Source organism: Paenibacillus sp. J22P15 (assembly GCF_056269345.1).
Genome location: NZ_JBWDNT010000001.1, coordinates 190,938 through 216,283 on the forward strand (window position 1 = coordinate 190,938; position 25,346 = coordinate 216,283).

General features: G+C 45.0%; 23 protein-coding genes. 17 read left to right on the plus strand and 6 right to left on the minus strand.

What is annotated here, in order from left to right; translation table 11 throughout:
• Positions 1-18: 18 nt before the first annotated feature.
• Complete coding sequence (rpsD, locus tag AC0YN6_RS00875; protein ID WP_475744444.1) at positions 19-621, minus strand: 30S ribosomal protein S4; 603 nt, start codon at positions 619-621, stop codon at positions 19-21.
• A gap of 362 nt (positions 622-983) precedes the next feature.
• Between rpsD and AC0YN6_RS00880 the strand changes: the two genes are divergently transcribed.
• From AC0YN6_RS00880 to AC0YN6_RS00900, 5 genes are all read left to right on the plus strand, one after another.
• Positions 984-2,939 carry a sensor domain-containing diguanylate cyclase gene (locus tag AC0YN6_RS00880; protein ID WP_475744446.1) on the plus strand — a complete coding sequence of 652 codons (1,956 nt, stop codon included), beginning with the start codon at positions 984-986 and terminating at the stop codon, positions 2,937-2,939.
• Positions 2,940-3,084: 145 nt separating this feature from the next.
• The gene (locus AC0YN6_RS00885) at positions 3,085-3,822 is read left to right on the plus strand and encodes a hypothetical protein (protein WP_475744447.1); all 738 of its coding nucleotides are present in this window, start codon (positions 3,085-3,087) and stop codon (positions 3,820-3,822) included.
• Between the two features lie 35 nt (positions 3,823-3,857).
• The gene (locus tag AC0YN6_RS00890; RefSeq protein WP_475744448.1) at positions 3,858-4,973 is read left to right on the plus strand and encodes an aminopeptidase; all 1,116 of its coding nucleotides are present in this window, start codon (positions 3,858-3,860) and stop codon (positions 4,971-4,973) included.
• A 138-nt stretch (positions 4,974-5,111) separates the two neighbouring features.
• Positions 5,112-5,354 (plus strand): HPr family phosphocarrier protein, encoded by a 243-nt coding sequence (locus AC0YN6_RS00895; RefSeq protein WP_475744450.1) that lies wholly within the window; start codon positions 5,112-5,114, stop codon positions 5,352-5,354.
• A 136-nt stretch (positions 5,355-5,490) separates the two neighbouring features.
• Positions 5,491-5,778, plus strand: a complete 288-nt coding sequence (locus AC0YN6_RS00900) for an Fpa/YlaN family protein (protein ID WP_475744451.1) — start codon at positions 5,491-5,493, stop codon at positions 5,776-5,778.
• A gap of 30 nt (positions 5,779-5,808) precedes the next feature.
• Here the strand turns inward: AC0YN6_RS00900 and cax are convergent, their stop codons facing one another.
• The gene (gene cax / locus AC0YN6_RS00905; protein WP_475745492.1) at positions 5,809-6,867 is read right to left on the minus strand and encodes a calcium/proton exchanger; all 1,059 of its coding nucleotides are present in this window, start codon (positions 6,865-6,867) and stop codon (positions 5,809-5,811) included.
• Positions 6,868-7,109: 242 nt separating this feature from the next.
• On the opposite strand from cax, the gene AC0YN6_RS00910 reads away from it, so the two are divergent.
• The gene (locus AC0YN6_RS00910) at positions 7,110-7,493 is read left to right on the plus strand and encodes an Asp23/Gls24 family envelope stress response protein (protein WP_475744452.1); all 384 of its coding nucleotides are present in this window, start codon (positions 7,110-7,112) and stop codon (positions 7,491-7,493) included.
• 62 nt (positions 7,494-7,555) lie between these two features.
• On the opposite strand, the gene ftsW is transcribed toward AC0YN6_RS00910, so the two are convergent.
• Together ftsW and AC0YN6_RS00920 are read right to left on the minus strand one after the other, a co-directional pair.
• Entirely contained in the window at positions 7,556-8,710 is a 1,155-nt protein-coding gene (gene ftsW, locus AC0YN6_RS00915) for a putative lipid II flippase FtsW (protein ID WP_475744454.1), read from the minus strand.
• 10 nt (positions 8,711-8,720) lie between these two features.
• Positions 8,721-9,065: a YugN family protein gene (locus AC0YN6_RS00920; protein ID WP_475744455.1), complete on the minus strand. Its 345-nt coding sequence runs from the start codon at positions 9,063-9,065 to the stop codon at positions 8,721-8,723.
• A gap of 348 nt (positions 9,066-9,413) precedes the next feature.
• Between AC0YN6_RS00920 and AC0YN6_RS00925 the strand changes: the two genes are divergently transcribed.
• Both AC0YN6_RS00925 and AC0YN6_RS00930 read left to right on the plus strand, forming a co-directional pair.
• On the plus strand, positions 9,414-10,610 hold the full coding sequence (locus AC0YN6_RS00925) for an amidohydrolase (RefSeq protein ID WP_475744456.1): 1,197 nt from the start codon (positions 9,414-9,416) through the stop codon (positions 10,608-10,610).
• Between the two features lie 84 nt (positions 10,611-10,694).
• Positions 10,695-11,120 (plus strand): CBS domain-containing protein, encoded by a 426-nt coding sequence (locus AC0YN6_RS00930; protein ID WP_475745493.1) that lies wholly within the window; start codon positions 10,695-10,697, stop codon positions 11,118-11,120.
• Between the two features lie 56 nt (positions 11,121-11,176).
• On the opposite strand, the gene AC0YN6_RS00935 is transcribed toward AC0YN6_RS00930, so the two are convergent.
• A complete protein-coding gene (locus tag AC0YN6_RS00935) occupies positions 11,177-12,025 on the minus strand; it encodes a thermonuclease family protein (RefSeq protein WP_475744458.1) in 849 nt (282 codons plus the stop codon).
• 202 nt (positions 12,026-12,227) lie between these two features.
• Between AC0YN6_RS00935 and AC0YN6_RS00940 the strand changes: the two genes are divergently transcribed.
• From AC0YN6_RS00940 to AC0YN6_RS00970, 7 genes are all read left to right on the plus strand, one after another.
• Positions 12,228-13,928, plus strand: coding sequence for a DNA repair helicase XPB (locus AC0YN6_RS00940; RefSeq protein ID WP_475744460.1), 1,701 nt, complete (start codon positions 12,228-12,230; stop codon positions 13,926-13,928).
• Positions 13,925-15,964, plus strand: coding sequence for a helicase-associated domain-containing protein (locus tag AC0YN6_RS00945; RefSeq protein WP_475744462.1), 2,040 nt, complete (start codon positions 13,925-13,927; stop codon positions 15,962-15,964). Before AC0YN6_RS00940 ends, AC0YN6_RS00945 begins: the two co-directional genes overlap by 4 nt.
• Positions 15,965-16,034: 70 nt before the next feature.
• On the plus strand, positions 16,035-16,529 hold the full coding sequence (locus tag AC0YN6_RS00950) for a YlbF/YmcA family competence regulator (RefSeq protein ID WP_475744463.1): 495 nt from the start codon (positions 16,035-16,037) through the stop codon (positions 16,527-16,529).
• A 93-nt stretch (positions 16,530-16,622) separates the two neighbouring features.
• Complete coding sequence (locus tag AC0YN6_RS00955; RefSeq protein ID WP_053375618.1) at positions 16,623-16,886, plus strand: YlbG family protein; 264 nt, start codon at positions 16,623-16,625, stop codon at positions 16,884-16,886.
• A gap of 287 nt (positions 16,887-17,173) precedes the next feature.
• Positions 17,174-17,599, plus strand: coding sequence for a hypothetical protein (locus tag AC0YN6_RS00960; protein WP_475745494.1), 426 nt, complete (start codon positions 17,174-17,176; stop codon positions 17,597-17,599).
• A gap of 131 nt (positions 17,600-17,730) precedes the next feature.
• Positions 17,731-18,642: a selenium metabolism-associated LysR family transcriptional regulator gene (locus AC0YN6_RS00965; protein ID WP_475745495.1), complete on the plus strand. Its 912-nt coding sequence runs from the start codon at positions 17,731-17,733 to the stop codon at positions 18,640-18,642.
• The gene (locus AC0YN6_RS00970; protein ID WP_475744466.1) at positions 18,633-19,508 is read left to right on the plus strand and encodes a PHP domain-containing protein; all 876 of its coding nucleotides are present in this window, start codon (positions 18,633-18,635) and stop codon (positions 19,506-19,508) included. Before AC0YN6_RS00965 ends, AC0YN6_RS00970 begins: the two co-directional genes overlap by 10 nt.
• Before the next feature lie 137 nt (positions 19,509-19,645).
• Here the strand turns inward: AC0YN6_RS00970 and AC0YN6_RS00975 are convergent, their stop codons facing one another.
• Positions 19,646-21,409, minus strand: a complete 1,764-nt coding sequence (locus AC0YN6_RS00975; protein ID WP_475744467.1) for an Rqc2 family fibronectin-binding protein — start codon at positions 21,407-21,409, stop codon at positions 19,646-19,648.
• A gap of 180 nt (positions 21,410-21,589) precedes the next feature.
• Between AC0YN6_RS00975 and AC0YN6_RS00980 the strand changes: the two genes are divergently transcribed.
• Both AC0YN6_RS00980 and dapF read left to right on the plus strand, forming a co-directional pair.
• Positions 21,590-24,373: a calcium-translocating P-type ATPase, SERCA-type gene (locus AC0YN6_RS00980; protein ID WP_475744468.1), complete on the plus strand. Its 2,784-nt coding sequence runs from the start codon at positions 21,590-21,592 to the stop codon at positions 24,371-24,373.
• A 120-nt stretch (positions 24,374-24,493) separates the two neighbouring features.
• Positions 24,494-25,324 (plus strand): diaminopimelate epimerase, encoded by an 831-nt coding sequence (gene dapF, locus AC0YN6_RS00985; RefSeq protein ID WP_475744469.1) that lies wholly within the window; start codon positions 24,494-24,496, stop codon positions 25,322-25,324.
• Positions 25,325-25,346: the final 22 nt, after the last annotated feature.

Sequence of the window (25,346 nt, forward strand, 5' to 3'; positions counted from 1 at the left end):
TCAAGGTTTTCCTTGTTATTAACGGCTGTAGAATTCGACGATTTGTTTCTCGTCGATATCTTGGGAAAGCTCACCGCGGTCTGGCATGCGGATGAATTTACCTTCCATTGCTTGGTCGTTAAACTCCAAGTAGTTTGGAAGGTGATGACGACCTTCCATAGCTTCTTTAATTGTTCTAAGGCTGCGGCTGCGCTCGCGCAAACCGATTACATCGCCAAGAGAAACGCTGTAAGAAGCGATATCCACTTTCTTGCCGTTTACTGTTACGTGACCATGTGATACCAACTGACGAGCTCCTGCGCGGGAGTTGGAAAGGCCAAGACGGTAAACCAGGTTGTCAAGACGGCTTTCAAGGAGGCCCATGAAGTTTTCACCGGCTTTACCTTTCATTTTTGCCGCTTTGTCAAACAAGTTGCGGAATTGTTTTTCGTTCAAACCGTACATGTGACGAAGCTTTTGTTTCTCTTGCAATTGAACGCCGTAACCGCTCATTTTTCTGCGTTGGTTAGGGCCGTGTTGACCTGGTGGAAAAGCGCGTTTTGCAAGTTCTTTACCTGTGCCGCTCAAAGAGATTCCAAGGCGACGGCTTAGTTTAAATTTAGGTCCTGTATAACGTGACATACGTAATATTAACTCCTTCATCAAATAAATTTGTGAATGGGGTTGTGTTTCGCCGAATACGTTCAACGTCCGAGCAAGCTCGTCCCTGATAGGCTAGTCAGCCGCTGGCCTACAGTGAACGTATTTCATGAGGGTGACACAAAACCGTACGCCCATCTATTCATCAATAAATAATATATGAAATGGATACTCGTTGTCAAGGTTAACATAGGAATTTTAATGTTACACGAAACGCATCTAAAGTCCTATATTTCATAGAGATAGTAGTGCAAAATTCTCAATAATGGAGTATGATGTTTGTAATATTGAGTGAAAATAGGAAGCTCATCACCTTGGTTGACAGATGAAAGGGTTGGGGCTGCATGGTTGATCGAATGAAAAGCAATTTTGCGTATCGTAAAACATCAACAATTGTGAATGCATCAGCAGAGTCACAACCGATTTGGTTCATCAGCGAAGATATTAGCGATGCGGACAAGCCCTTGCTATCTCCATTGTTCCAAGACAGTTTCAATCAATGGGTGAATGAAACAGCGGGATTAGCCTCATTTGAGGCTGGTGAATTTGTGTTATTTAATACAGAAGCAGAAGAAGTAGCAGCGGAAGTAGCAGCGGAAGGACTATTTAACACGGATGAGAGCGAGAAACGAAATTCTACGCTTGCGAAAGTTGTTCGAACCGTTTTAAGCAGCAGTCTGCCTAGTTGTAATGAAGAAGAAGATCTATTTGCAGCAGCCGTTCCGATATTCAGAAGAAGCGATGGTGCTATTTTTTGCATTCTAGCCTATCTCACTCCAATTGGTTCCCAGAAAGACATCATTCAGCTTGAAATGTGCTCATTGCATTTCCGCAGCTGCTTTTACCATAAATTTGAACAGATCTATGTTAAGGATTTACTTCTTCAGCAGCAGCGCGCTGAGGAGGAAGCGAGCAGAAGAGATTCTTTGTTTCATGCGACCAAGCGACTGTATGATCAAATTGACGTTGCATCCGTGTTGTCAGAGCTGCTTCGCAGCTTGGAACAGCTCTACCCATACTCCGAAGTTCATTTGTACTTATCGCAAGATCACTTAAACGGCGATCCACGGGTAAAACCGCTCGTATTCAAGAACTTGGAGCATGATCTGGTTGCCAAAGCGTTTTTGAATGGGAAATCGGTAACGGAGCATGACAGAGACGGCACGCTTAGGCTCGCTGTTCCGATGAACGGCAAACAAGCTGCTTACGGTGTGCTCTGTTTGTATAGTGGTCCTGGCAGATGGGATGATGCAGACCTGCCTGCTTTCCAGCTGCTTGCAGATACGGCGGGCTCAGTCTTCGAGAATGCGAAGCTGTACGAGCAGTCTAATCTGCTCATTAATGAGCTTCGCCTCATCAATGAACTTACGAAACGTTTAAATCAATCATTAAGACTTAATGAAATTATTCAATTTGCGACAAGCGAGCTATTAACGATATTTGATGCCGATTTCTGCTGTGTTCTACAGCTAAACAAAGATAATAATCAATTTATCGTGATGTCAAGCAATTTCCCATCTCTCATAAGCGAGCAGTTCTCGCCTGATTATGGATTCTGCGGAATGGTTTATCGCACGAAAGAGCCGATGATCATATCCGATTACTGGCATACACGTGTTGTAACTTCAAAGCTTATGGATAATACGGGTTCAAGATCGCTTATTGCTTCACCAATTATGGTTGATGGCGAGGTGGTTGGTGTTGTTTTGATTACACATAAAGCGCCAAATTTCTTTTCCTATGACAATTATAAATTGCTTCAAGTGATCAGCACGCACATCGGACTTGCAGTAACGAATGCATCGCTGCATGCAGAAGTGCGCCGGATGGTTATTACCGATAATCTAACCGGACTTCATGCCAGGCATTTTTTAAATGAACAAATTCAAAATCGTCAGCGGAGTGACCCGTTTGGCTCACTGATTCTAGTTGATATTGATTTGTTCAAACGCGTAAATGATACGTATGGGCATCAAGTTGGGGATCGGATACTGATTCAGGTGAGTAATATTATTAGGGGTTCGATCAGACAAGGTGATATTGCAGCACGCTGGGGCGGAGAAGAGCTTGCCATTTATTTACCTGGCATTCGAGCTGAGCAAGCCTATCGAATTGCCGAACGAATACGGCTGCATGTTGAGCAGGATACCGATCCTGTCGTTACCGTATCCTGCGGGGTGTCTGAATGGACGTTTGAAGATGAGAAGATTAGTGTGGAATCCCTCTTTTATCGTGCGGACATGGCGCTATATGAAGCTAAGCATAAGGGAAGAAACTGTATCATTGTTGGACAAAACTAAACAAGTATATTTATATTACCGAATAGGTGATTCCTGTGTTAAACAGGAGTCACCTTTTTTTAGTTTCAATTGATATCTAAATCAGAATAAGGAGCTGACAGTTTAGGGAGGATATTATAATACAAGTGGAACGGGAGGTGTACGTATGAGGAAACAACAAGCAGTTGGCATGTTTATGCTTACTTTAGCGACCGTACTTCCGCTGATCGGATGTGGGAATGGAGGCAACCATCGAACGCCGGAGGAGTGGCTTTCATTATCCTATTCGGGGCTAGCTGCAATGGATCAATATGATTTTACAGGCTCGATGAGCATTGCAACAGAGGATGGCGCAGCGTTTAAGCCGGAAATATTCGAAGGCAAGGTTGTCGATCATCAGCAATTGACATTGCAGACGAATAGCCAAGATAAGATGCATTGGAATCCGGTTAAGGTGCTTGAAGCACTCAATCAATCGAATGCCCAGGTGAAACTCTTGAATGAAAGGAACAGCCCGGACACCGTTACGCTATTGGTAACGGAGGAAGCAAGTGTCTCGAAGGAGAAATGGGATCAGCGTCTGCGCCAGCAGCTGGACCAGCTCGGTTCAAATATGCCTGCTGCGAATGTGCCATATCGGAAAGCATGGATGGAGGAGCTTTCACATTCGCGCGAACAGCTGGACAATATGTTAACGTCAATGACTGCGACAACGGAATATGAACTTGTGATTGACCGAAAGAGGCTGTTGCCGCTCAAAATGGATGAAAAAACGTCTTTCCAATATATCTCTAATAAACAACCATTTAAGGAGTCAAGACATACTGCAGTTAGGTTTCAGTCTTTCAATGGGGATTCGAGTGAGGCTGTTCAGCAGTTAGGAAAACGTGTTACGATGGATTAGTTTATGAGCTACTGTGAGAAGGAGAGGATATTAACATGCGTGACCCAAGATTGCAAAAACTAGCACGTAATTTAGTCGAGTATTCCATCGATGTTCAACCTGGAGAAAATGTGTTAATTGATATGGTCGGTTCAGAACGAGAACTGGCTAAATGTTTAATAGAAGAGGTAGCAGGGCGGGGCGGCAGACCTTTTGTAGAGACGAGTGATCGCTCGGTTCTTCGAACATTGCTAAAGCATGCCACCAAGGAGCAGATGGAGCTTTGGTCTTCGCTTGATTTGGAGCGGATGAAAAATATGCAAGGTTATATCGCTGTACGATCAGGAGATAATGTGAACGAACTAGCAGGAATTCCTGATGCGAATATGCGGTTGTATGAACAAATTTATAGAAACCCTATACATTCGGAACAACGTGTCAAAAAAACGAAATGGGTTGTTTTGCGTTACCCTAGTCCATCAATGGCACAGCTTGCTAATATGAGCACAGAAGCGTTTGAGGATTTCTATTTCGATGTATGTAACTTGGATTATGCCAAAATGGACAGTGCAATGGATCCGCTTCAAAAGTTAATGAATCAAACGGATCGTGTCCGCATTGTGTCACCAGGAACAGACTTAACCTTCTCGATTAAAAATATTGGAGCAAAAAAATGCTCGGGTCATCGCAATATTCCAGACGGAGAAGTATTCTCAGCACCTGTTCGGGATTCTGTGCAAGGCACGATTACATATAATGCGCCTAGCGTGTATTCAGGTGTTACATTCCAGAACATTTCTCTCACCTTTGAGAATGGGAAAATCGTGAAAGCAGAAAGCAATGACACTGCTCGGTTGAACGAAATATTAGACATGGACGAGGGAGCGCGCTATATCGGTGAGTTTGCGATTGGGTTTAATCCTCATATTTTGCATCCGATGAATGATATTTTGTTTGACGAGAAAATTGCGGGCAGCTTGCACTTCACTCCAGGCCAAGCTTATGAGGAAACAGATAATGGAAATCGCTCTGCTGTTCATTGGGATTTAGTGCTCATTCAGCGTCCTGAATATGGCGGCGGAGAAATTTATTTTGACGATGTACTCATTCGTAAAGATGGTGTTTTCGTTATTCCAGAGCTGGAAGGCTTAAATGCTGAAAATTTAAAGTAAAGTATTGATTTTATTACGTGTATCAAAGAATAAAATGGAAAATAAAGCGTTTTTCATTTTACCTCTTGCTGGATAACTCTTTTCAGGTTATCATGGTGACAAAGGTAAGCTTTACTAATTTAACTGGAGGGATCTTCCATGTCCAACAACGCAGCAATCGTAGAAATTTCTCAAACGGCTAGCCAATTCACTTCGTCCATCGTTCTGCAAGCCGAGAGCAAATATATCGATGTAAAAAGTATCCTCGGACTATTCACTACACTAGTAGGCGGACATGCGTATGAACTGCATGTACACGGCCCTGATGCTGAAGAAGCAAAGGCTGCAATGGCTGAAGTATTTGCCAAGCACAACCTAAATGTAAATGTAATTACGGATTAATAGATCATATTTTCCGTGAATGAGCACCTCTTCATTTTTGAAGGGGTGCTTTTCTGTTTTGACCTTGTATAATCCCTCTTTTTCGTCTAATATAGTGGTATAGAAGACGGCGGATACGCGCACAGGGGGGAAAACGATGTCTTCACCGGAAATTACGGTACAATTGCATGAGAAAGCGCTTCGTCTCCTTCAGGAAGATGCGAGTAAAATAGAAAAGCTAATCGAAGTTCAGATGGAAAACTTGACTACTCGTCAGTGTCCACTTTACGAAGAAGTGCTAGATACACAAATGTATGGATTCTCGCGAGAGGTTGACTTTGCTGTTCGTGCCGGACTAATTGCTGAGATGGCAGGCAAGGAAATAGTGAGTAGATTAGAGCGAAATTTAGCTATGCTATACGAAGCATTGGAAAGAAGAGAGTAGCCTCCGTTGGAGACTACTCTTTTTCTTTGCTTATACGAGGTAGAACGCAATACCTAGTATGACATAGACCATGATAAGCAACACGCCTTCATACCAGTTCGTTCGCCCATCACGCGATACGGACTTGGCAATAAATACGGATACTCCGATTGCAGTTAATTCGATAGGTGTAAATACGATATCCATCGTGTTACCGAACAATGCGCTGATGAGGATAAGAACAGGAGCTACGAATAAAGCGATCTGCAAGCTGCTTCCGATCGCGATTTCGACTGCAGCGCCAATCTTATTTTTCATAGCCAAAATGACAGCAGCACTATGTTCAGCGGCATTACCGACAATGGCGATTACGAATGCCCCTATAAACAATTCAGATAGTCCGAATTTCGCACTGAATGCATCAAGGGTATGTACGAGCCATTCACTTACAAAGGCGACCATAACGGTAGCTAGGAGGAGGTAGAGGATCGACCTTCTTTTTGACCAGGCTGGCTCTTCGCCATGATCAGCGTTCATGACCTCATCCGAGAGCATGTCCTTATGAGTGACCATAGAAAATATGAGCCACAGAATGTATGAGAAGATCAATATACCTGCGACTGCGAGACTTAGAAACTGATCCTTCTCAAACGTAAATTTCTCAGAAACAACGAATACTGCAGGCACGAAGAGACCAATTACAGCCATGATCATGAGCGTTGAGTTGTGATCGGCCAGTCGGCCGTTGAAGCGCTGCTCCTTGTATTTCAATCCGCCTAGCAAGATGCTGAGGCCTAACACAAGCAACAAATTTCCGATAATCGCACCTGTTAAGCTGGCCTTCACCATGTCGAATTGCTGGGCTTTTATCAAAAATATCGCGATAATCAATTCGGCAGCATTTCCGAACGTTGCATTGAGAAACCCGCCCAGCCTTTGACCAGCATAATGTGCGACACTCTCAGTAGCTTTACCAAGGAAGCCTGCCACAAAGATGATAGCGATGGCTGAAATGACAAACTGGGCGGTATTATCCCAATGAGCATAATGGCCGATCGCGCTAAGAGCAAACATGATCAACAAACCAGAAAAAAACAGTTTTTGATTCAACATAACCACCCCTTTAAATTGTACGTAAAACATGAACATAATATATAGTAAATCGATATAAATGTAAATTTTTGATTGTTGACGAGATGGCGGTTCGATTTTTATATAAATGGTGTATCTGTGAACCTTTTAAAAATTTATTCGTTTAATATCAGATAATTACATTTAATTAAAAGTGCTGTTCTTGCTTCACGACTGACCTTCCATTACAATAAACATATATGGTAAAAGGAGTGAGTCACATGACCGAAGAACTTCAAACGGGTCTTATTCGAATCTCTGATGATGTAGTTGCAACGATAGCTGGACTTGCGGCGCTTGAAACACCAGGCATTGCTGCAATGTCGGGAGGAATTTCCGAAGGGCTCGCTAAACGACTTAGTGGAAAAAATGTGCAAAAAGGCGTGTCTGTTGAGGTAGGAACTACGGAGGCTGCAATTGATCTTCGTATTATTGTTCATTATGGTATTCCTATTCAAGAGGTTTGCAGACAGCTTCAGCTTAATGTTCGTGAATCCGTTGAGAATATGACAGGACTGCACGTCGTTGAAGTGAATGTAAAGGTTGAAGGCGTTGCCTTCAAAGAGGACGAAATAGATGAAATCCAGCAACAACGCTTGAAATAAGAACGAGAAATGAATGAAAAAAGGGTACCTCTTTTTTAAAATAAGAGGTACCCTTTTTTGATTTAGCGTTTTTTATTTGTAGGCTCTACACGGTTCGCTTCTCTAGATATACTTAGCAATACGCCGATAGACATAAGACTAAATAGCAGTGATGAGCCGCCGTAGCTTATGAATGGCAGCGTAACGCCGGTCAGCGGTATCGCAGCAGTAACTCCGCCAATGTTGACGAATGCTTGAATGGCAATCAAGCCAACAATACCCACACCGACAACCGTACCATAATGATCAGGACACCTTAGAGCTACAATAAGTCCCCGCCATAAGAAAAATAAATAAAAGAGCAAGAATATGGTGCTTCCAATAAAACCGAACTCTTCACCGATAATTGCAAAAATAAAATCATTGTAAGGATACTTCAAGTAATGAAGCTTCTGTACGCTTTCACCGAATCCTGCTCCGGTTAAGCCGCCGTGACCGAAGGCTTGCAGTGAAGATACCAGATGCCAGCCTGTATCCTGTGAATCACTGAGCGGATCTCGGAAGACGGTAAGCCGATCAATCCGGTATTTCCAAGCTTTTGGGTTGATCGCCATCGAAATACTGAATATGACAGTCAGAAAGATACCGATGATCGTTCCAGACATAAACACCTGCTTTAAATTCGCACCGCCAGCCAAAATCATAACGGAAGCACATGCAGCAAGTACTAAAGTGGAGCCGAGATCCGGCTGCATCATAATCAAACCGCAAATGAAGCCGACGATAATGATAACGGGCAGCAGCCCTTTTTTGAAGCTGCGAAAATTATCGCCCTTCTTCGTAATCAGAGCGCCTAGATACAAAATGATGGCAAGCTTTGCAGGCTCTGTAGGTTGAATGCCTAGGCTTCCAATACCGAACCAGCTTTGCGCACCATTAATCTCTTTGCCTACGAACGGAACAATCATAAGCATAATGACTACGGGGATGAAAAACAGCATAAAAAACTTTTTGAATACTTGGTAGCGTAAATTCATCATAAATAACATAACCATTATGCCAAGGCCAGCCCACATGAACTGGCGCTTGGTGAAATACAAGGCATCATCTTCCGTTACAAGCGCGACACTTGAGCTTGCACTGAATACCATCACAAGCCCGAAGCCTACGAGCAGAAGAGTCAAAATGAGAAGCAGAAAGTCCGGTCTTCCACGGCTACCGTTCTGCGTGGCTTTCATGTCAGCACCGTTACGCTAGCAATTGTTTCAATTGCTGTAGTCTTTGTGTCGCAGTACTCATAATCGGCTGCGGGATCGGTGATTCATATTCAAGGCCATGTGGGAATGTAGAGCGTCCGATGTATACGGATTCGATAACAAGCACAGCATGAGGAGATTCGAGCTTTCCTTCAATTGCTCTAGTTGTAATTCTTAGATAATAGTCGGAGCCGCTTGTGCGATCCTCAAGTTTCAAGTCGTATGTAGCGCGATAATATTCCCATTGCCAACGGACAAATCCAACTTTTTCAGCTGAGTCATCCAAATGGTCTAGTTCGCTTTTAACACCGTTCAATCCGGTATTTTCAATAATCATGGTAGTTCCTCCCAAAGGTTTTGTGAAGCAAAACTGACTTTACAAGCATATGCTCCCAAGTTCAAAAGACAGAGTTGTACATTCTTTTCTCATGATAGTATGTTTCCCCAGCAAGCGCAACCCTTACTCCCACCTCTTGTCGTGAACAAAAGTGATATTTTTAAGAAATGTAATATTCCATACGATTCTAAGACGGATTTGCTTCCTTAGTAAGGCTTTCATCTGGTAAACTAAATGAAATGATCTCATTCGTTCGGAAGAAACTACTTTCGAGTAGAACTTTTTATAAAAGAGCAGAGAAAAGCGTACAAAAAACTAGTTTATTGAAAATGTCAGGAGGTTTGCGATTTGCAGACAGAGGATATCGTAGATCTACAGCTTGAGCAGTTATTTCCCAAAATGATTCGTTGGAGAAGGCATCTTCATCAGTATCCAGAACTTTCGTTTCATGAACGTGTCACGTCAAGCTGGATTGCCGGCCAATTAAGCGACATGGGCATTGAGGTCCAATCAGGGGTAGGGGGACATGGATTAATTGCAACGATTAGAGGTGATCAAGCAGGTCCGGTCATCGCGCTGCGTGCGGACATTGATGCACTTCCTATTCAAGATGAGAAAACCTGTGATTACGCATCTAAAGTGCCGAACGTTATGCACGCATGCGGTCATGATGCACATACATCTACACTGCTCGCTATTGCCGCGTATTATTCAACTAATCGATCCGCATTCAGCGGTGAACGCAGACTTTTGTTCCAACCAGCTGAGGAAGTTACGCCTGGCGGGGCGATGCCGATGATTAAGGATGGTGCGCTTGAAGGAGTAGATGTTATCTATGGCGTGCATTTGTGGACACCGCTCGATTACGGTGTCGTTTCTTCCAAGCCAGGAGCATTCATGGCTGCAGCGGATGAGTTCGTCATCGATATTATCGGAAGAGGCGGGCATGGGGGATTACCTCATCAGACTGTTGATGCAATTATGATTGGTTCAGCACTAGTACAGTCTGTGCAATCAATTGTAAGTCGCAATGTGAACCCATTGCATCCAGCAGTTGTGACCATTGGTTCTTTTCAGGGAGGCACTACCAATAATGTCATTGCGGAGCGCTGCAGATTGAAAGGAACGGTTAGATCCTTTGACGAGCAAACGAGAATGATGATCCATGAGCGATTGGAATCACTCGTTACGCATACCTGCCAAATGCATGGCGCTGAATTCGACTATCAGATGAGAATCGGCTATCCGCCAGTAGTGAACGACGATGTCGAAGCGGAGCGTTTCTTCCAAGTTGGCGAGAGATTGTTCGGTGATCGTGCAGTTATTCGTTCAGAAGCGATAACGATTGCAGAGGATTTCTCATATTATTTAGAAAAGGTGCCTGGCTGCTTTATGTTTGTCGGAGCAGGCAATGAGAGCTGCGGAGCATCTTACTCTCACCATCATGCCAAGTTTGACATCGATGAGAGAGCTATGCAGCGCGCTGCAAGACTGCTCATTGGAATGGCTGAGGATTATGCGAGCGATGTTGCTGCATCCGTTTGAAGACGGATGCTCAGCTGCAGAAACGGATATGCTAAACCTCGAGTTACTATTTGAGGAGGTATAGAAGTGAAAACAATTAAACAAATGATGTCCACAGACTGTGTGACGGCGACGTTGCTTGACAACGTATACGAACTAGCTGTAAAAATGAAGCAAAATGATATCGGTTTTATTCCAATTGTTGACGGCAAGAAACTAATTGGGGTAGTTACTGATCGAGATTTAGTCGTAAGGGGTTATGCTGAGAAACATTCTGGGTCAACGGCAGTCGCCGAAGTCATGACAACGGAAGTGGATTCGATAACCTCAGACACATCTGTTGATGAGGCTGCCCATCTAATGGCCTCAAAACAGATACGGAGGCTCCCGGTGGTTGATGGAGGTGAGCTTGTCGGTGTTGTGGCAATTGGGGACTTGGCTGTTCGAGAAATATTTGTCAATGAGGCTGGAGAGGCGCTGAGCGCAATTTCTGAGCAAGAGCATACAACGACACATTCATCGTTCCATTAATACAAAAAAGGCTGACCAAGCACGTTATCTCATGCGCTTGGTCAGCCTTTTTTTCTCTATTTATCTTCCCACACAGATACTAGCTCATTTTGTTCATTGTAGAGCTCCGCTGGATCAGATTCCTTGTTATTCCATATATTCGTTGCTCCCCATTGGAGAAGGTCATCATCTGAAGAAACGTCATCTTCTGCAGAGGAAATAACAACTTTTTGCTGTGCGCCCAAAACATAATGTCCAAATGGAAAGGTTTGATTACCTCGAACACTGACTAGTTTCCAGTCCTTCATAGCAATCGGTGCTTCCGTCGTATTCGTAATGGTGACAAGTTCAGCTTGTTTGTCTACCTCAAGAATGATGCCGAGCCGAGCCGCTTTCTTCACAGGGAAATTGGTATGATTCACTTCAGCATCGTTGCTCCACAAGCCATGCTTCGCTTGTTCCGCTTGCTGCTCCAACTGCTTGTATGCGTTTTCCATCTTGACGTTTGGTTCCACGATCAGTACCTTCGCCAGACCTTCCTCCAACAGTAACTCGTTTAAAATGCGGCCGTCCTTCAGTTCGACGATTGCCAGAGTACGATCGAAGCGATCCTTCAGCTCTTTGTCAAAGGTAAGTCTCACTTGCTCCGATTCGGATAAAAGCTTTTCAGTAAAAGCGGATGCTTCAGGTCCGAATGGCTCTACAGGGCTGTCTTGTTTTTTGGTTTCCGGCGTATCTACATAAAGAAGGCGTACCGTCGTTTCGGTCGATCCAGTTTTGATTTTAAATGTATCTCCATCTATAAACCCAGCTACCTGATACCATTGGTTGGTTTGAATAACGTTTGAAGAAAGCTCAGATATGGCCGTACAACCGGCAAGCGGTATGCAAAGGAGCATGAGGAGAATGAATATAATTCTTTTCATAGCTGTGGTTCCTCCACCCCAATTTCCGATTATTTTAAAGCAGTTATTGTTACTATAACACATTTTGCACATTAAAATCGCGCACATCTAAAGAAAGCACTAGCATAAAACAGTGTTAATTTCTTCATACTGTGAGGAGAAGAGCAATATTCAGATCTTTTTTTTGCGAATTAAATTCGTGAAATGTTGAAGGAGGAGAACGATGCAAAATCTAAATGAACGGCCATTAATCGTACAATCAGATCTGATGGTATTGCTTGATGAGCGCAAGCCACACGCACAGCAAGCTAGAGAGAAGCTTGTTCTCTTCATGGATGCGGTACGAAGAGCAGGCGATATCCACACTTATCGAATGACACCATTGACGCTCTGGAATGCAGCTGCTGCGGGCATTACAGGAGAGGACATCGTGGGTTGGCTGAAGGAATACGGCCGTTATGAATTGCCATTTCAAGCGGAGGTAATGATCCGGAAGCTAATTAGCAGGTACGGTAAGCTGCGGTTATCGACTGATTCGAATAAGTTAATTTTGCACGGAGACCAGGCCTTATTGGATGAGCTGTCGGAGCAGTCCTCCATTATGCAATGGGTAACCTCTCGGCTCACTGCTGCGTTGGAGCTGGACGATAACTGCAGAGGTGCCTTGAAGCAGGAGCTGACACGCCTTGGCTATCCAGTTATCGACTTAGCGGGCTATCATGCTGGCGAAGAATTAGCGGTAGAGCTGAGAGAAAGAACATTGCGAAGTCGTATATTTGAATTGAGAGACTATCAGAAGGCGGCTGTCGAGCTATTTTATAAGGAAGGGACCGTACAAGGCGGGAGCGGGGTAATCGTGTTGCCGTGCGGAGCGGGAAAAACAATTGTAGGCATAGCGGCATTGGCTCGTTTGGGAAGAGCGACGCTTATTCTAACTTCCAATTCTACCTCTGTGAAACAATGGAAGGATGAGCTGCTGGATAAAACTTCGCTGAAGGAAGAGGAGGTTGGCGAATATTGCGGCACGTTGAAGCAGGTTCGTCCCATTACGATTGCCACCTACAATATTTTAACGCACAGAAAATCGAAGGAGTCTCCCTTCACGCATATGAAGCTGTTCTCTGAACGGGATTGGGGATTGATTATTTATGATGAAGTACATCTGCTGCCTGCTCCCGTGTTCCGTATGACCGCGGATATACAAGCAACAAGAAGGCTTGGATTAACGGCTACGCTTGTTCGTGAGGATGGCTGCGCTGAGGACGTTTATTCCTTAATTGGGCCGAAGCAATTTGATATGCAATGGAAAACAGCTGAGACTAGCGATTATATTGCTGCAGTATCCTGTACTGAGATTAGAGTTCCTTTACATAAAAATACGATAGCCTTGTACACACAAGCCAGCGCGCGTTCCAAGCTTAGATTGGCTGCGGAAAATCCGAGTAAAATCCCGGTTGTAGAGCAGCTGTTACGAGAGCATGCGGGCAAACCTACTCTTATTATTGGACAATATTTGCATCAGCTGCATGAGCTGGCTGGAGCGATAGGGGCTCCCTTGCTTACGGGGGAAGTACCGCAGCAGGAAAGGCAAAAGCTGTATGACAGCTTTAAAGCTGGAGACATCTCAGTATTGATCGTATCAAAGGTAGCCAATTTTGCGGTGGATTTGCCTGATGCTTCAGTGGCGATTCAGCTGTCCGGCAGCTTTGGATCACGGCAGGAGGAAGCGCAGCGAATTGGAAGATTGCTAAGGCCAAAGGCTGTGAATAATAACGCATGGTTTTATACGATTGTAACGGATCAAACAAAGGAAACGGAATTCGCAATGAAAAGACAACTCTTCATGCTGGAGCAAGGGTATCAATATGAAAAACTTAGCTTGCCAAATGATGAAGATAAGCTTGAGGAGGCTGCGGCACTATGAGAATGAAACAGCTGCTAAGCAAGCTTTCTGCTGACCGTTTGGACAATATTATGCAAAGGCCTATATGGCAGAAAGCGGGACAAAGAGGTCTGTCATGGGATGAAGCTGTTGTAGATGATGAAGCGATTAGAGAGGCAGCTGTTTTACTCGTGCCATACGCAGAAGAAGTAATGAGGGTAATGCTGCGTCTTTTTGCTGCTGCTCCAGTAGAAGGAGAGAAGCTCCTTAAACATTTGCGAATGAGCACCGGTCTCTCAGGTGCGGAATGTCAGCTGGGATTAGCAGAGCTAGAGGAAGCAGGTATCTTGTTCTCTATTCATAAAGTATGGGGGGAGAGCTTATATTTTATGCCTGTAGAATGTTTTGCTGTTTGGCAAAGGGTACTATTCCCATTCCAAGCGGAGCACTTGCTTGATCATGAGAGGGAAAGACTAATGAATGGGGTCATGCGGCCTTATTGCAGACCTCTTGGCAGACAGCTGCTTTGTGCTTTTTCCGTACTCGGGAGAAGCGGGATGTCACTTACGGCAAACGGTACTCTTCCCAAAAAAATTATTACGAAGCTGTTGCAGACGATCGATTTGGAGGAAGACTGGATTAAATCATTTGATGTTAAATGGTCTTATTCCGACGTCTACCCAGTGCAGGTTGCATTTATTATGGAAGCCGGCTCTGCTCTGGGGCTATTTGCAGCAGAGGATAGAGCATTGCATTGGCATGAAACTAAACTTAGAGCGTGGCTTACGCTTGAGGATGATGTGCGGGAACATCAATTAATGAATTGGTGTACGGCGTTGCTGCTTCCATCGGCAGCAGGAACTGCTCATTTGGCAGCCTCGTTGACGAATCAGAAAACAGGGGAATGGTATAGTACTCGGAGTGTTGAAACATGGATGGAGAAGGAACGTATTGTCGTGGATTTGGGAGTGGATCAGAGCGCGAATCGGATTCAATCCGTGCCAAGCTGGTTTGGCTTATGGCATAACTTGGGCTGGATGGAGCTTGTCGATGGTAATCATTCCGAAGGGAGTGAGCTTTTTTTTAGATGGAAATTGAACGCTCCTTTGCGGGTTGAGAAGCATGAACGAATGCAGGCTCCTCTATCAGTTGTTGCTGTTCAACCGAACGGAGAGCTGATTGCTCAGCCTGAGTGTCCCTTCTGGATGAGATGGGAGCTTGAGCTCATTGCGGAGCGGAAGTCAGATGAACAGCTCTCCATCTACCGGCTGGAAGCTGAATCGATTTCAAGAGCACTGGAACAAGGGAGGACACGATCATCTATTCAGTCTTTTCTTGAACAGTCAGCAGGAGGACAAAGCTTGCCTCCTACAGTGGATTCGCTCTTGGAAGTATGGACAAGTCGAGCGTGCCGTACTTGGTTCGCGGAGGTTGCTCTACTTCGCTGTGACAACGATGAGATGGCGTCTATTGTGGAAAATGATTTAAGGATTGCACCATTTCTGATTCAGAAACTAGGTTCATTCGATTTTATCGTGGATAAGGCTTACATCATTGAAATACGAGCATTGCTGCAAAAGACGGGATATCCCGCGCGCAAAATGGTTCAATTCGGAGCTGCGGTCGACAAACGCAGTTACCCGGTCATCGATATTCAAAGTGAATGGCCAAGTGTATTAATATCAGCGGAGCAATCAGAAACAAAAGCTCCTTCCTTCATTTATGATTCATTTCCGCTCCATCATTATGAGCTTAGTGATTTAGGCGCAAAAAACAAGCTTAGATCTTGGACGCAAATGGAACAATTACCATCTATGTGGACGAAGCAGCTGCGCGCATATCATCACTCCACAAGAAAAGAGATGATTGAAAAAGCTTTGCTATGGCAAACGCCTGTTCAGCTGCGTATTTCAACAGAGCTTCGTTCATTTGTGCCCGAGAAGCTCGAGCAGCAAGGCGATGAATGGGCGGTCGTTGGGCTTCTCCGAGATGACCCGCAGAGAGAGCTGATCAGGCTGACTCCTGATATGTGGGAAGAGATGCGGATAGTTATTCCTGGCCCAGACAGCCTAATATAATCTATATCTATTGGCTAATTGAATATGATATGATAGTGTAGAATTTAGCGAATGGAAATGAGGTGGATAAATGCCAACTGCTGAAGGTTTAACGGCTGTTCAGTTGGAGCAACCGCAAGGCGGCGTTTCTTCTCTCGATATGGCGTCGCTGCTGCTTAGTGCCTATGAATTAGGTGATTGGATCAATCAATCGGCGGAAGTTGCCGAATATTTATATTGGAAGTCAGCTGTGAATGAAGATGACCAAGTGAAGCAAATATCCAGACGGTTCGATAAAGCAAAGGAACTTTTTGAAGAATGCCAACGCTTCGGACGCTTTCACCCTGACTATAACGAAGCGAAGGACAAGGTCAAGCTCATTGAGCGGGAATTAAGTGAAATCGAAAGTGTTCGCCGCTTCAAGCTTGCTGAGCAGGTTGTGGATGAAATGCTTTATGATGTGTCTCGCACCATCGCGGAGTCCGTTTCGGACAATATTAAAGTGCCTGGCAACGAAAAGGCTGCTGGCGGCGGCAGTTGTGGAAGCGGCGGCTCATGCGGCTGCGGAAGCGGCGGCTGTGGTTGAATTGGGATGATGCATTGCTTAGGTTTGCTACGCAAACCTAAGCAGATGCTTACGAAGAGAGGTTTGCTACGCAAATCTTTGAGGAGGGAAAAGATGCTACCGGATCGAACAGGTTATATCGTATGGGTAAGTGATTTGAAAGCTGCGAGGTCACTCGAGAGGTTCGGGACGGTTCATTATATGTCGCGGAAGATGCATTACGTAGTGATGTATATGAATGCGGAGCGCTCTGAAGAGGCTGTGCGGCAGATGGGCAAGCTTTCGTATGTGCGTAAGATTGAACGCTCATACAGAAATGAAATCAAGACGGAATACAGCAAGGACAGCGAGGACAAAACTAGATTTTATAGTCTGTAGATGCATAGACGACTATTCTACTTTTGAGGATGTAGCGTTTAGCTTGCTAATCATACTTTTTGAATATAATAATGATAAAAATTTAAAAATAGCATTGAAAGACGCTTCTCTAAGTGAAATATCGCTGAGAAACGTCTTTTTTGTATTGATATAAACAAAAATTAACATATATGGTCGGACTTTATTTTTTTGTTGTAATATCGGATAATCATGATAGAATGGAATTAAATTAATAGTATAAAAGCCCTGGTTCCTTGGGAGGAGTAGGTTGCGAATTGAAAGACAGGATGACGAGAAGATGGAGTACTTATGAGTCGTTTTATATTGATCTCGGTGATAAGAAAGTAGCAGACATCGTTATTACGAACCATGCCAAAAGTCGCTGGCTTGACCGGATTGAAAGTGAGAAAACCGGTTATGAAGATATAGCTGAATTTTTGTGGGAATGCCTGAAACAAGGGCGAATCCAGCCGTATTACCGCAATGAACAGGACGTTTATTTAATTGATGATGATCTCGTATTTGTTGCTGAGTTTGCGGATTCATTAACAGAAACGGATATTACGGGAACTCCTCTACATAAAATGATTATAGTAACATTTCTTGGACGTATGTCAGAAACGATAGAGCTTAGAGACTTAAAGTCCTATTATTCATGGCTCCGTCATTCTCGACGAATGACGCTTGTCAAGAGCAGCAGAAAGCGAAAGTGAGACTTTATACCTATATAATGTAAAGCGAGCGTCCAATCTCAAAAAAGATTGCACGCTTTTTTTGTTAAGCTTGTAAGATTCTACACAAGGTTTGTAGTATAATAAGCACCAGAAGAAAGGATGAATGAATGATGGCGCTTAATTTTCATCAGCTGCACATTTTTTGCACGGTTGCGGAACGTGGCAGTTTTTCTGCTGCGGCGCAATCTTTACATATGACTCAACCAGCAGTTACGATGCAAGTACAGTCATTGGAAGATTATTTCGGGACGAAGCTGCTCCAACGCTCAACGAAACGAATTGAGCTGACGGAAGCCGGAAGGGCGCTTATGCCTTATGCTCAGCGAAGCATTGATCTAATCCGTGATACAGATCAGGCAATGTCTGCTTTCACGAAGCAGTTGAAAGGAAGACTGCAGCTCGGTTCGAGCTTAACGATAGGTGAATATATTTTACCACGCTTGTTAGGTCCATTTGGACAGGAATATCCACATATTTCGATAAGTATGAAAGTAATGAATACATCGCAAATTATGGAAGACATTATAAACCATCAGCTTAATTTTGGATTAATTGAGGCTCCTGTCAATCATCCGGATATGCATATGGAGGCGGTAATGAGTGATGAGCTCAGATTAATTGTTTCCCAGTCGCATCCATTAGCAGATCGAGATTCTGTCACATTAGAAGAAGCTATGGAATACCCTTTCGTCCTGCGCGAGCAGGGATCAGGGACGAGGCTCGTCATGGAGAATCAACTGAGGAAGAAGGATATAGATCCTGCATCAATGAAAATTGTAATGGAGCTTGGAAGTACAGGAGCTGTAAAATCGGCAGTTGAAGCTGGTTTAGGCATTTCCTTTGTCTCATCATCATCTGTAAAACATGAGGTAACACTTGATTTAATTCGAATGATCAAAGTGTCAGACGCTAAGTTTCAACGCCAATTTTATTCAATCTATTTAAAATCGGCTATTTTGCCGATATCCGCTGTTACGTTTCTAAGCTTTTTGAGAGAGAGGGATCTGCAGCAATGGCTCTAATTGATGGACTTGCTGATTTGCATACACATACGACTGCCTCGGATGGCATGCAAAGCCCAACAGAAAACGTAAGGCTCGCCAAGATGGCGGGTCTTGCGGCGATAGCTATTACCGATCACGACACAGTAGCTGGAGTAGCAGAAGCGTTGATTGAAGGCGAGCGTTTAAATATTAAGGTTGTTCCCGGTGTTGAGGTGAGCACAGTAGCAGATGGAACGGATATTCATATTCTCGGATACTACACGAACAATGATGATGAAAAGTGGTTATCACGACTTGCAAGCCTGCGCGGAATAAGAGATCGACGGAATGAGATGATATTAAATAAGCTAAGAGAGCTCGGAATCACTCTAACGATGAATGACGTTATCGCCGCAGCGCACGGAGATAGTACGATGGAGGAGCTGCAGTTGGCCGAAGTGAGCATTGGTCGGCCGCACATTGCTGCTGCGCTCATCCACAAAGGCATTGTTCAAAATATGAAGGAAGCATTTGATCGTTTTCTAGCCTCCGGAGCAGCAGCTTATGTCAATCCTCCAAGACTGACCCCGTTTGAGGCAGTTGATTGGATCCGAGAGGCAGGAGGGACTAGTGTCATTGCGCATCCAGGATTATATAATAATGATTCATTAGTCGAAGAAATCATAAGGTATGGCGTACAGGGTATCGAAGTGTTTCATTCGGATCACGGACGAGAAGAAGAACAACGATATGGGCAGCTTGCAGCGAACTCGCAGTTGATCGTCACAGGCGGATCGGATTTCCACGGATCGCGTCAGGGTGTTGTTTTTCATGGTGAGGTGGGCAGCCGTACTGTAGCTGCGAGTGTTCTGCGTCAACTGCAGCGTCCAGGGTTTAGAGCTTAGCTCACCTCTCGCTTAAGAAAGTATTAATCAACCAAAATTGAAACGGGATGGAGCAGAAATAACTTCTGTTCCATCCCGTTTCAATTTTTTATGCGATTGTTTAGTGATTTGAGGTTAGTTATTACTTTCTTTTGGGACTATTTCAACTGACACGCGAGCGACTTAATGCGTCGCTCGTCCGGTGTAATAAACAATGTTTTCTGGTTGTCATAGATGACAAAACCTGGCTTAGCACCACTTGGCTTGCGTACATGCCGTATCGTTGTATAGTCAACTGGAATCGAGCTGGAGTCACGAGCTTGACTATAATGGGCAGATAGCATGGCAGCTTCTTCTAGTGTTGCATTGCCAAAGTCCCCGCCTTTGATAACGACATGCGAACCAGGGATATCCTTCGTGTGAAGCCAAGTATCAGAAGGCGATGCAAGCCGATTCGTTAAATATTCGTTTTGTGTATTGTTTTTGCCGACATACATCGTTACACCCTCCGAAGAAGTGTAGCAAAGCAAGGTTGGCTTAAGCACTTTTTTCTTCTTTGGTCCACGCCGTCCGCGTTCCTTCATATAGCCCTGCTCCACGAGCTCATCGCGAATTTCGCCAATATCGCCAAGTGAAGCGTTATCCACTTGCTGCAGCAGCGTTTCAAAATATTGAATTTCATTGCGAGCGAGCTCCATTTGCTCTGCGACGATGGATAGACTGTTTTTGTGCTTCGTGTACCGGCGGAAATAACGCTGTGCGTTGTCAGAAGGAGTAAGATGGGGGTCAAGATCAATCTTTACTACTGCCTGCTCCTCATCGTAGAAGTTGACAAGCTCAATTGTCGTATCGCCACGCTTCATTTGATGCATATAGGCTGTTAGAAGCTCGCCCAGCACTCTATATTTTTCAGCATCCTTCGCTTCTACGAGCGTATCTTCAAGCTTTTTGATTTTTGAAATGTTTTTGGCTTTTTCATTTTGAACGAATCGGATGAGGTCGGCAGCACGCTGCTTAACCGTGTCTCTCTCTGCTTTGTTTCCGTAGAATCCTTCAAGGCAAGCGCTAATGTCCGGAAATATCGTTTCTTCACCATCAATATGAGTGAGCTCTGTAAGTGAGAAAAATGATTTTCCGGTTTCCGGATTTGTTTTTATAGTTGGTGTATATTGATCCTTCTTCACTTGCTCCATAAAGCTTGAGAAGCTGCTCCAAATGGCAGCAATGCTTTGTTGTGAACCGTCTTCATCAATCGGAAGCGAATCTGCTTGTGAACGATGAACAAGCTCCTTAGCAAGCAAAGGACTAAAGCCGCTTAGTTTGTCCACCATCCGCTTATAAAGCGGTGCAGTTTCATCGGTATCGCTAAGCGCGTCCAAAAACTGCTGCTCGTTTACGATTGCCAGCGGGTCTATTTTGCCTTGTTCAGGCGGTGAAACGTAGCTGCTGCCAGGCAATACGATACGATGACTGCTTATCGCAGGCGTTACATGGTGAATGCCGTCGTGAATAAGTCCTGTTGAAGGATCCATCAGAATAATGTTGCTGTGACGTCCCATTATTTCCACAACGATAGTTTTATTCGATAAATCGCCGAGCTCGTCCCGATGTTTTACCTCAATATGAATAATCCGTTCCCGTCCGACTTGACGAATGGACTCGATCATTCCGCCTTCACAATGCTTCCGAAGCAGCATGCAAAACATAGGCGCTTCCATAGGGTTGACGTATGTGCCAGTAGTCCAGTGCACACGAGGGTATGTTGGGTTGGCGGACAAGAGCAGCTTGCCCTGCATACCAGCTCCGCGAATGCTAAAAACCAGCTCATGATTGGTAGGTTGATGAATCTTATGTATACGCGCTCCAACACAGCGCTGTAGATCATGCGTTATTGCATAGGTGACGATGCCGTCTAATGCCATGGTCTCGTGTTCCTCGCTTCCTTTGTAAGTCTTTCTCTATCATGCCATAGTTGAGCCAAAAACTTAAGTCTTTTATGGGATATTTTAAAGGCTGTCCGAATACATTTACCCTATAAAGGCTGTCCGAAGGGCCGGTATCTTTGCTGCTTGGCCCGGCATATTACGGGAGGGAGTTATACCATGGAACAAAAGAAGTGGCATCAAATGGGGACAATTGAACTAATTGAAAAATTAGTCAGCTCCCCAGATCAAGGGCTGACAACGTCGACTGCGGCGCAGCGTCTAGAGGAAAATGGTAAAAACGAATTGTCTGAGGGCAAGCGTGTCTCACCGATTTTGTTGTTTCTGAATCAATTTAAAGATTTTATGGTGCTCGTGCTGATGGGCGCAACTTTGATTTCAGGCTTGCTAGGTGAATATTTAGATGCGATTACGATTGTGGCTATCATTGCGCTCAATGCTGTACTTGGATTCGTTCAGGAATTTAGGGCGGAGCGTTCCTTACGTGCGCTTAAGGAATTATCCGCTCCGACGGCAAAAGTTATTCGTGGAGGGGATCTGTTGACGATCCCTGCTAAGGACCTTGTTGCCGGTGACCTTATTTATTTGGAAAGCGGCGACCGCATTCCAGCCGATGTTCGGCTGCTCGAAGCGAACAGCTGTTATGTGGAGGAGTCTGCCTTGACGGGTGAATCTGTGCCTGTCGGCAAGCATGCTGCAGCGATAGCGGAAGAGGATCTGCCACTCGGTGACCAGCGAAACATGGGCTTCATGGGTACGATGCTCACAAGGGGAACTGCTCGGGCGGTTGTTATTCGTACAGGCATGGATACAGAGATGGGCAAAATTGCGGGTCTGATCCAGCAGACCGAATCGATGGAGACACCGCTGCAGCATCGGTTAGAGCAGCTGGGCAAAATTTTGATCGTTGTGGCGATAGCTTTGACGGTCATGGTTGTTATTGCAGGGATTTTACATGGTCAGCCAGCGTACGGCATGTTCCTTGCTGGTGTGAGCTTAGCAGTAGCTGCCATTCCAGAAGGGTTACCAGCTATTGTGACCATTGCACTCGCACTTGGCGTGCAGCGCATGATCAAACGTAAGGCAATCGTTCGCAAGCTTCCATCCGTTGAGACGCTTGGCTGCGCATCGGTAATTTGCTCAGACAAAACAGGGACCCTGACACAAAACAAAATGACCGTTACTCACGTATGGATTGGCGGAAGGCAGCTCGAAGTAAGCGGCGAGGGCTATGATCCTAATGGCGCCATTTACGAAGCTGGAAATGCTCTTGATATTAAACATGATTTGTCGATCAAACGGCTCCTCCAAGTTAGCGCTTTATGTAATAACGCTCAGCTGGCAAAGGCGGAAGTATTAGAAACGGGCAAGCGCAGAAACAAGGAGTTTTTTGAGGAATGGGTGCTTAAAGGTGATCCAACGGAGGGTGCGCTAGCAGTTCTGTCGGCTAAGCTTGGTTCCTCCGCGAAATCTTTGGAACAGCACTATAAACGGGAGAAGGAATTTCCGTTTGATTCGGAGCGCAAGCGTATGTCGGTCGTTGTGGCGCACCAAGGCGGACGTCTTATCTGCACCAAGGGAGCTCCTGATTTGTTGATGGATCATTGTACTTATGTACTGTGGGAAGGCAAGGTAGTCCCGTTCACTGCGACTCTTAAGCGTAAATGCGCGGAAGCGGGCGAGCTTATGGCGCAATCCGCTCTTCGAGTACTCGGTCTTGCTTATCGTGATTTGCGGGCTGCCGATGCTTGCGAAACGGAAGAAGATGTGGAAAATCAGCTCGTTTTCGTTGGTTTGACGGGTATGATCGATCCGCCGCGCCGCGAAGTGAAAGAAGCAATTGCAAGCTGTAGACGTGCAGGAATTAAAACCGTGATGATCACTGGAGATCATCAGTTGACAGCTGAAGCAATTGCTAATCAACTCGGCATTATGCCGCGCGGGGGCATCGCAATGAGCGGCAGACAGCTGGAAGCGATGGACGACGAACAGCTTGATCGCCTCGTTGACAATATTTATGTCTATGCACGGGTATCTCCAGAGCACAAATTGCGTATCGTCAAGGCGCTTCAGCGCCAAGGGCATGTCGTTGCCATGACAGGGGACGGCGTTAATGACGCACCGGCAATTAAAGCGGCTGATATCGGAATTTCCATGGGGATAACCGGGACGGATGTTTCGAAGGAGGCGTCTGCGCTCGTGCTGAGCGATGACAACTTCTCGACCATCGTAGCTGCTATTGAAGAAGGAAGAGGTATTTACGAAAATATCCGAAAATTCATCCGCTACCTATTAGCATCAAACGTAGGTGAAATACTCGTAATGTTTCTCGCGATGATGGCGGGATTACCGCTTCCGCTCGTTCCGATTCAAATTTTGTGGGTCAATCTTGTGACGGACGGGCTGCCGGCAATGGCACTCGGCGTCGATCAGGCGGAAAAGGATTTGATGCAGCAAAAGCCGCGTGCAGCAAAGGAGAGCATCTTCTCCCGCAGGCTTGGATGGAAAATTATTAGTCGAGGCATCTTGATCGGAGTATGTACGCTTGGCGCTTTCTGGATTACTCTTCAGGAAGGTCCCAACAATGCAGCGCATCTCATGAAGGCGCAAACGGTAGCTTTCGCTACCTTGGTCATGGCTCAACTTATACATGTATTCGACTGCAGAAGCTCACGTTCTATTTTTCACCGCAATCCTTTCCAAAATAAATATTTGGTACTTGCAGTATTGTCTTCACTTGTGCTGATGATTGGTGTACTATATATCGATGCCCTGCAGCCAATCTTCAAAACGGTTCCGCTTAACTTCCGTGAGTGGTGTCTTGTCTTTGTAGCAGCAGGAATTCCGACTTTTTTAATGGGAGTTGGCAGCGTGTTCGGTACTTCCAAGAAAAATAAGGGCAAATCGAAATGGCCATTAGGGCCGCAAACCGCGGCAAGATAACAAAAAAATGCAAATGATGATACAAATTATGAATAGCCTTTCTCCTTGCTTTGCGGTATGCTATTAGGAATTAATTCTAGCTTTATCATACCTAGCGATATGCAAGGAGAGGGCATTCAGATGAATTTTACGAAAATGAACGGATTGGGAAATGATTTTGTGGTCGTTGCTGGCGAGCGGCAGCTTCCTGAGAATGTAGCGGATTTGGCGATCGAGGTTTGCAACCGGTTTTTTGGAATCGGAGCTGATGGTCTTGTCTATATTTTGCCTTCGGAGATCGCTGATTTCCGTATGCGCATTATTAATTCCGACGGATCTGAAGCGGAGCAATGCGGCAATGCTATTCGCTGCGTGGCTAAATATGTGTATGATAATGGTTTAACCGATAAAGAAGAAATTACAATCGAAACGTTGGGCGCAGGTGCTCAGACGGTACAGCTCACTGTTCAGGGTGGAGAAGTGTCATCTGTACGTGTAGATATGGGAGAACCGATTCTTAATGGTCTTCGTGTACCGACAACTATCGATGCTGAACGGGTCATTGAACACCCAATTGAGGTGGATGGTCATGAGTTCCGATTTACCGCTGTATCGATGGGTAATCCTCACTGTGTCATCTATGTTGATGATGCGGTACAATTTGATCTAAGCACTTGGGGTCCGAAACTTGAAACGCATCCATTATTTCCTCGTAAAATCAATGTAGAGTTCGTGACGGTTAATTCCCGTACTCATACTGACATGCGCGTCTGGGAACGCGGTGCAGGCCCTACGCTAGCGTGCGGTACTGGCGCTTGTGCTACAGTGGTAGCATCCGTATTGAATGGCAAAACGGATCGTACGGCAACCGTGTCACTCAAAGGCGGCGATCTCTTGATTGAATGGAACGAATCGGATAATCACGTTTATATGTCAGGTCCCGCTGCAGTTTCATTTTGCGGCACATTTTAAGAGCAAAGTAAGATGGGTGGAA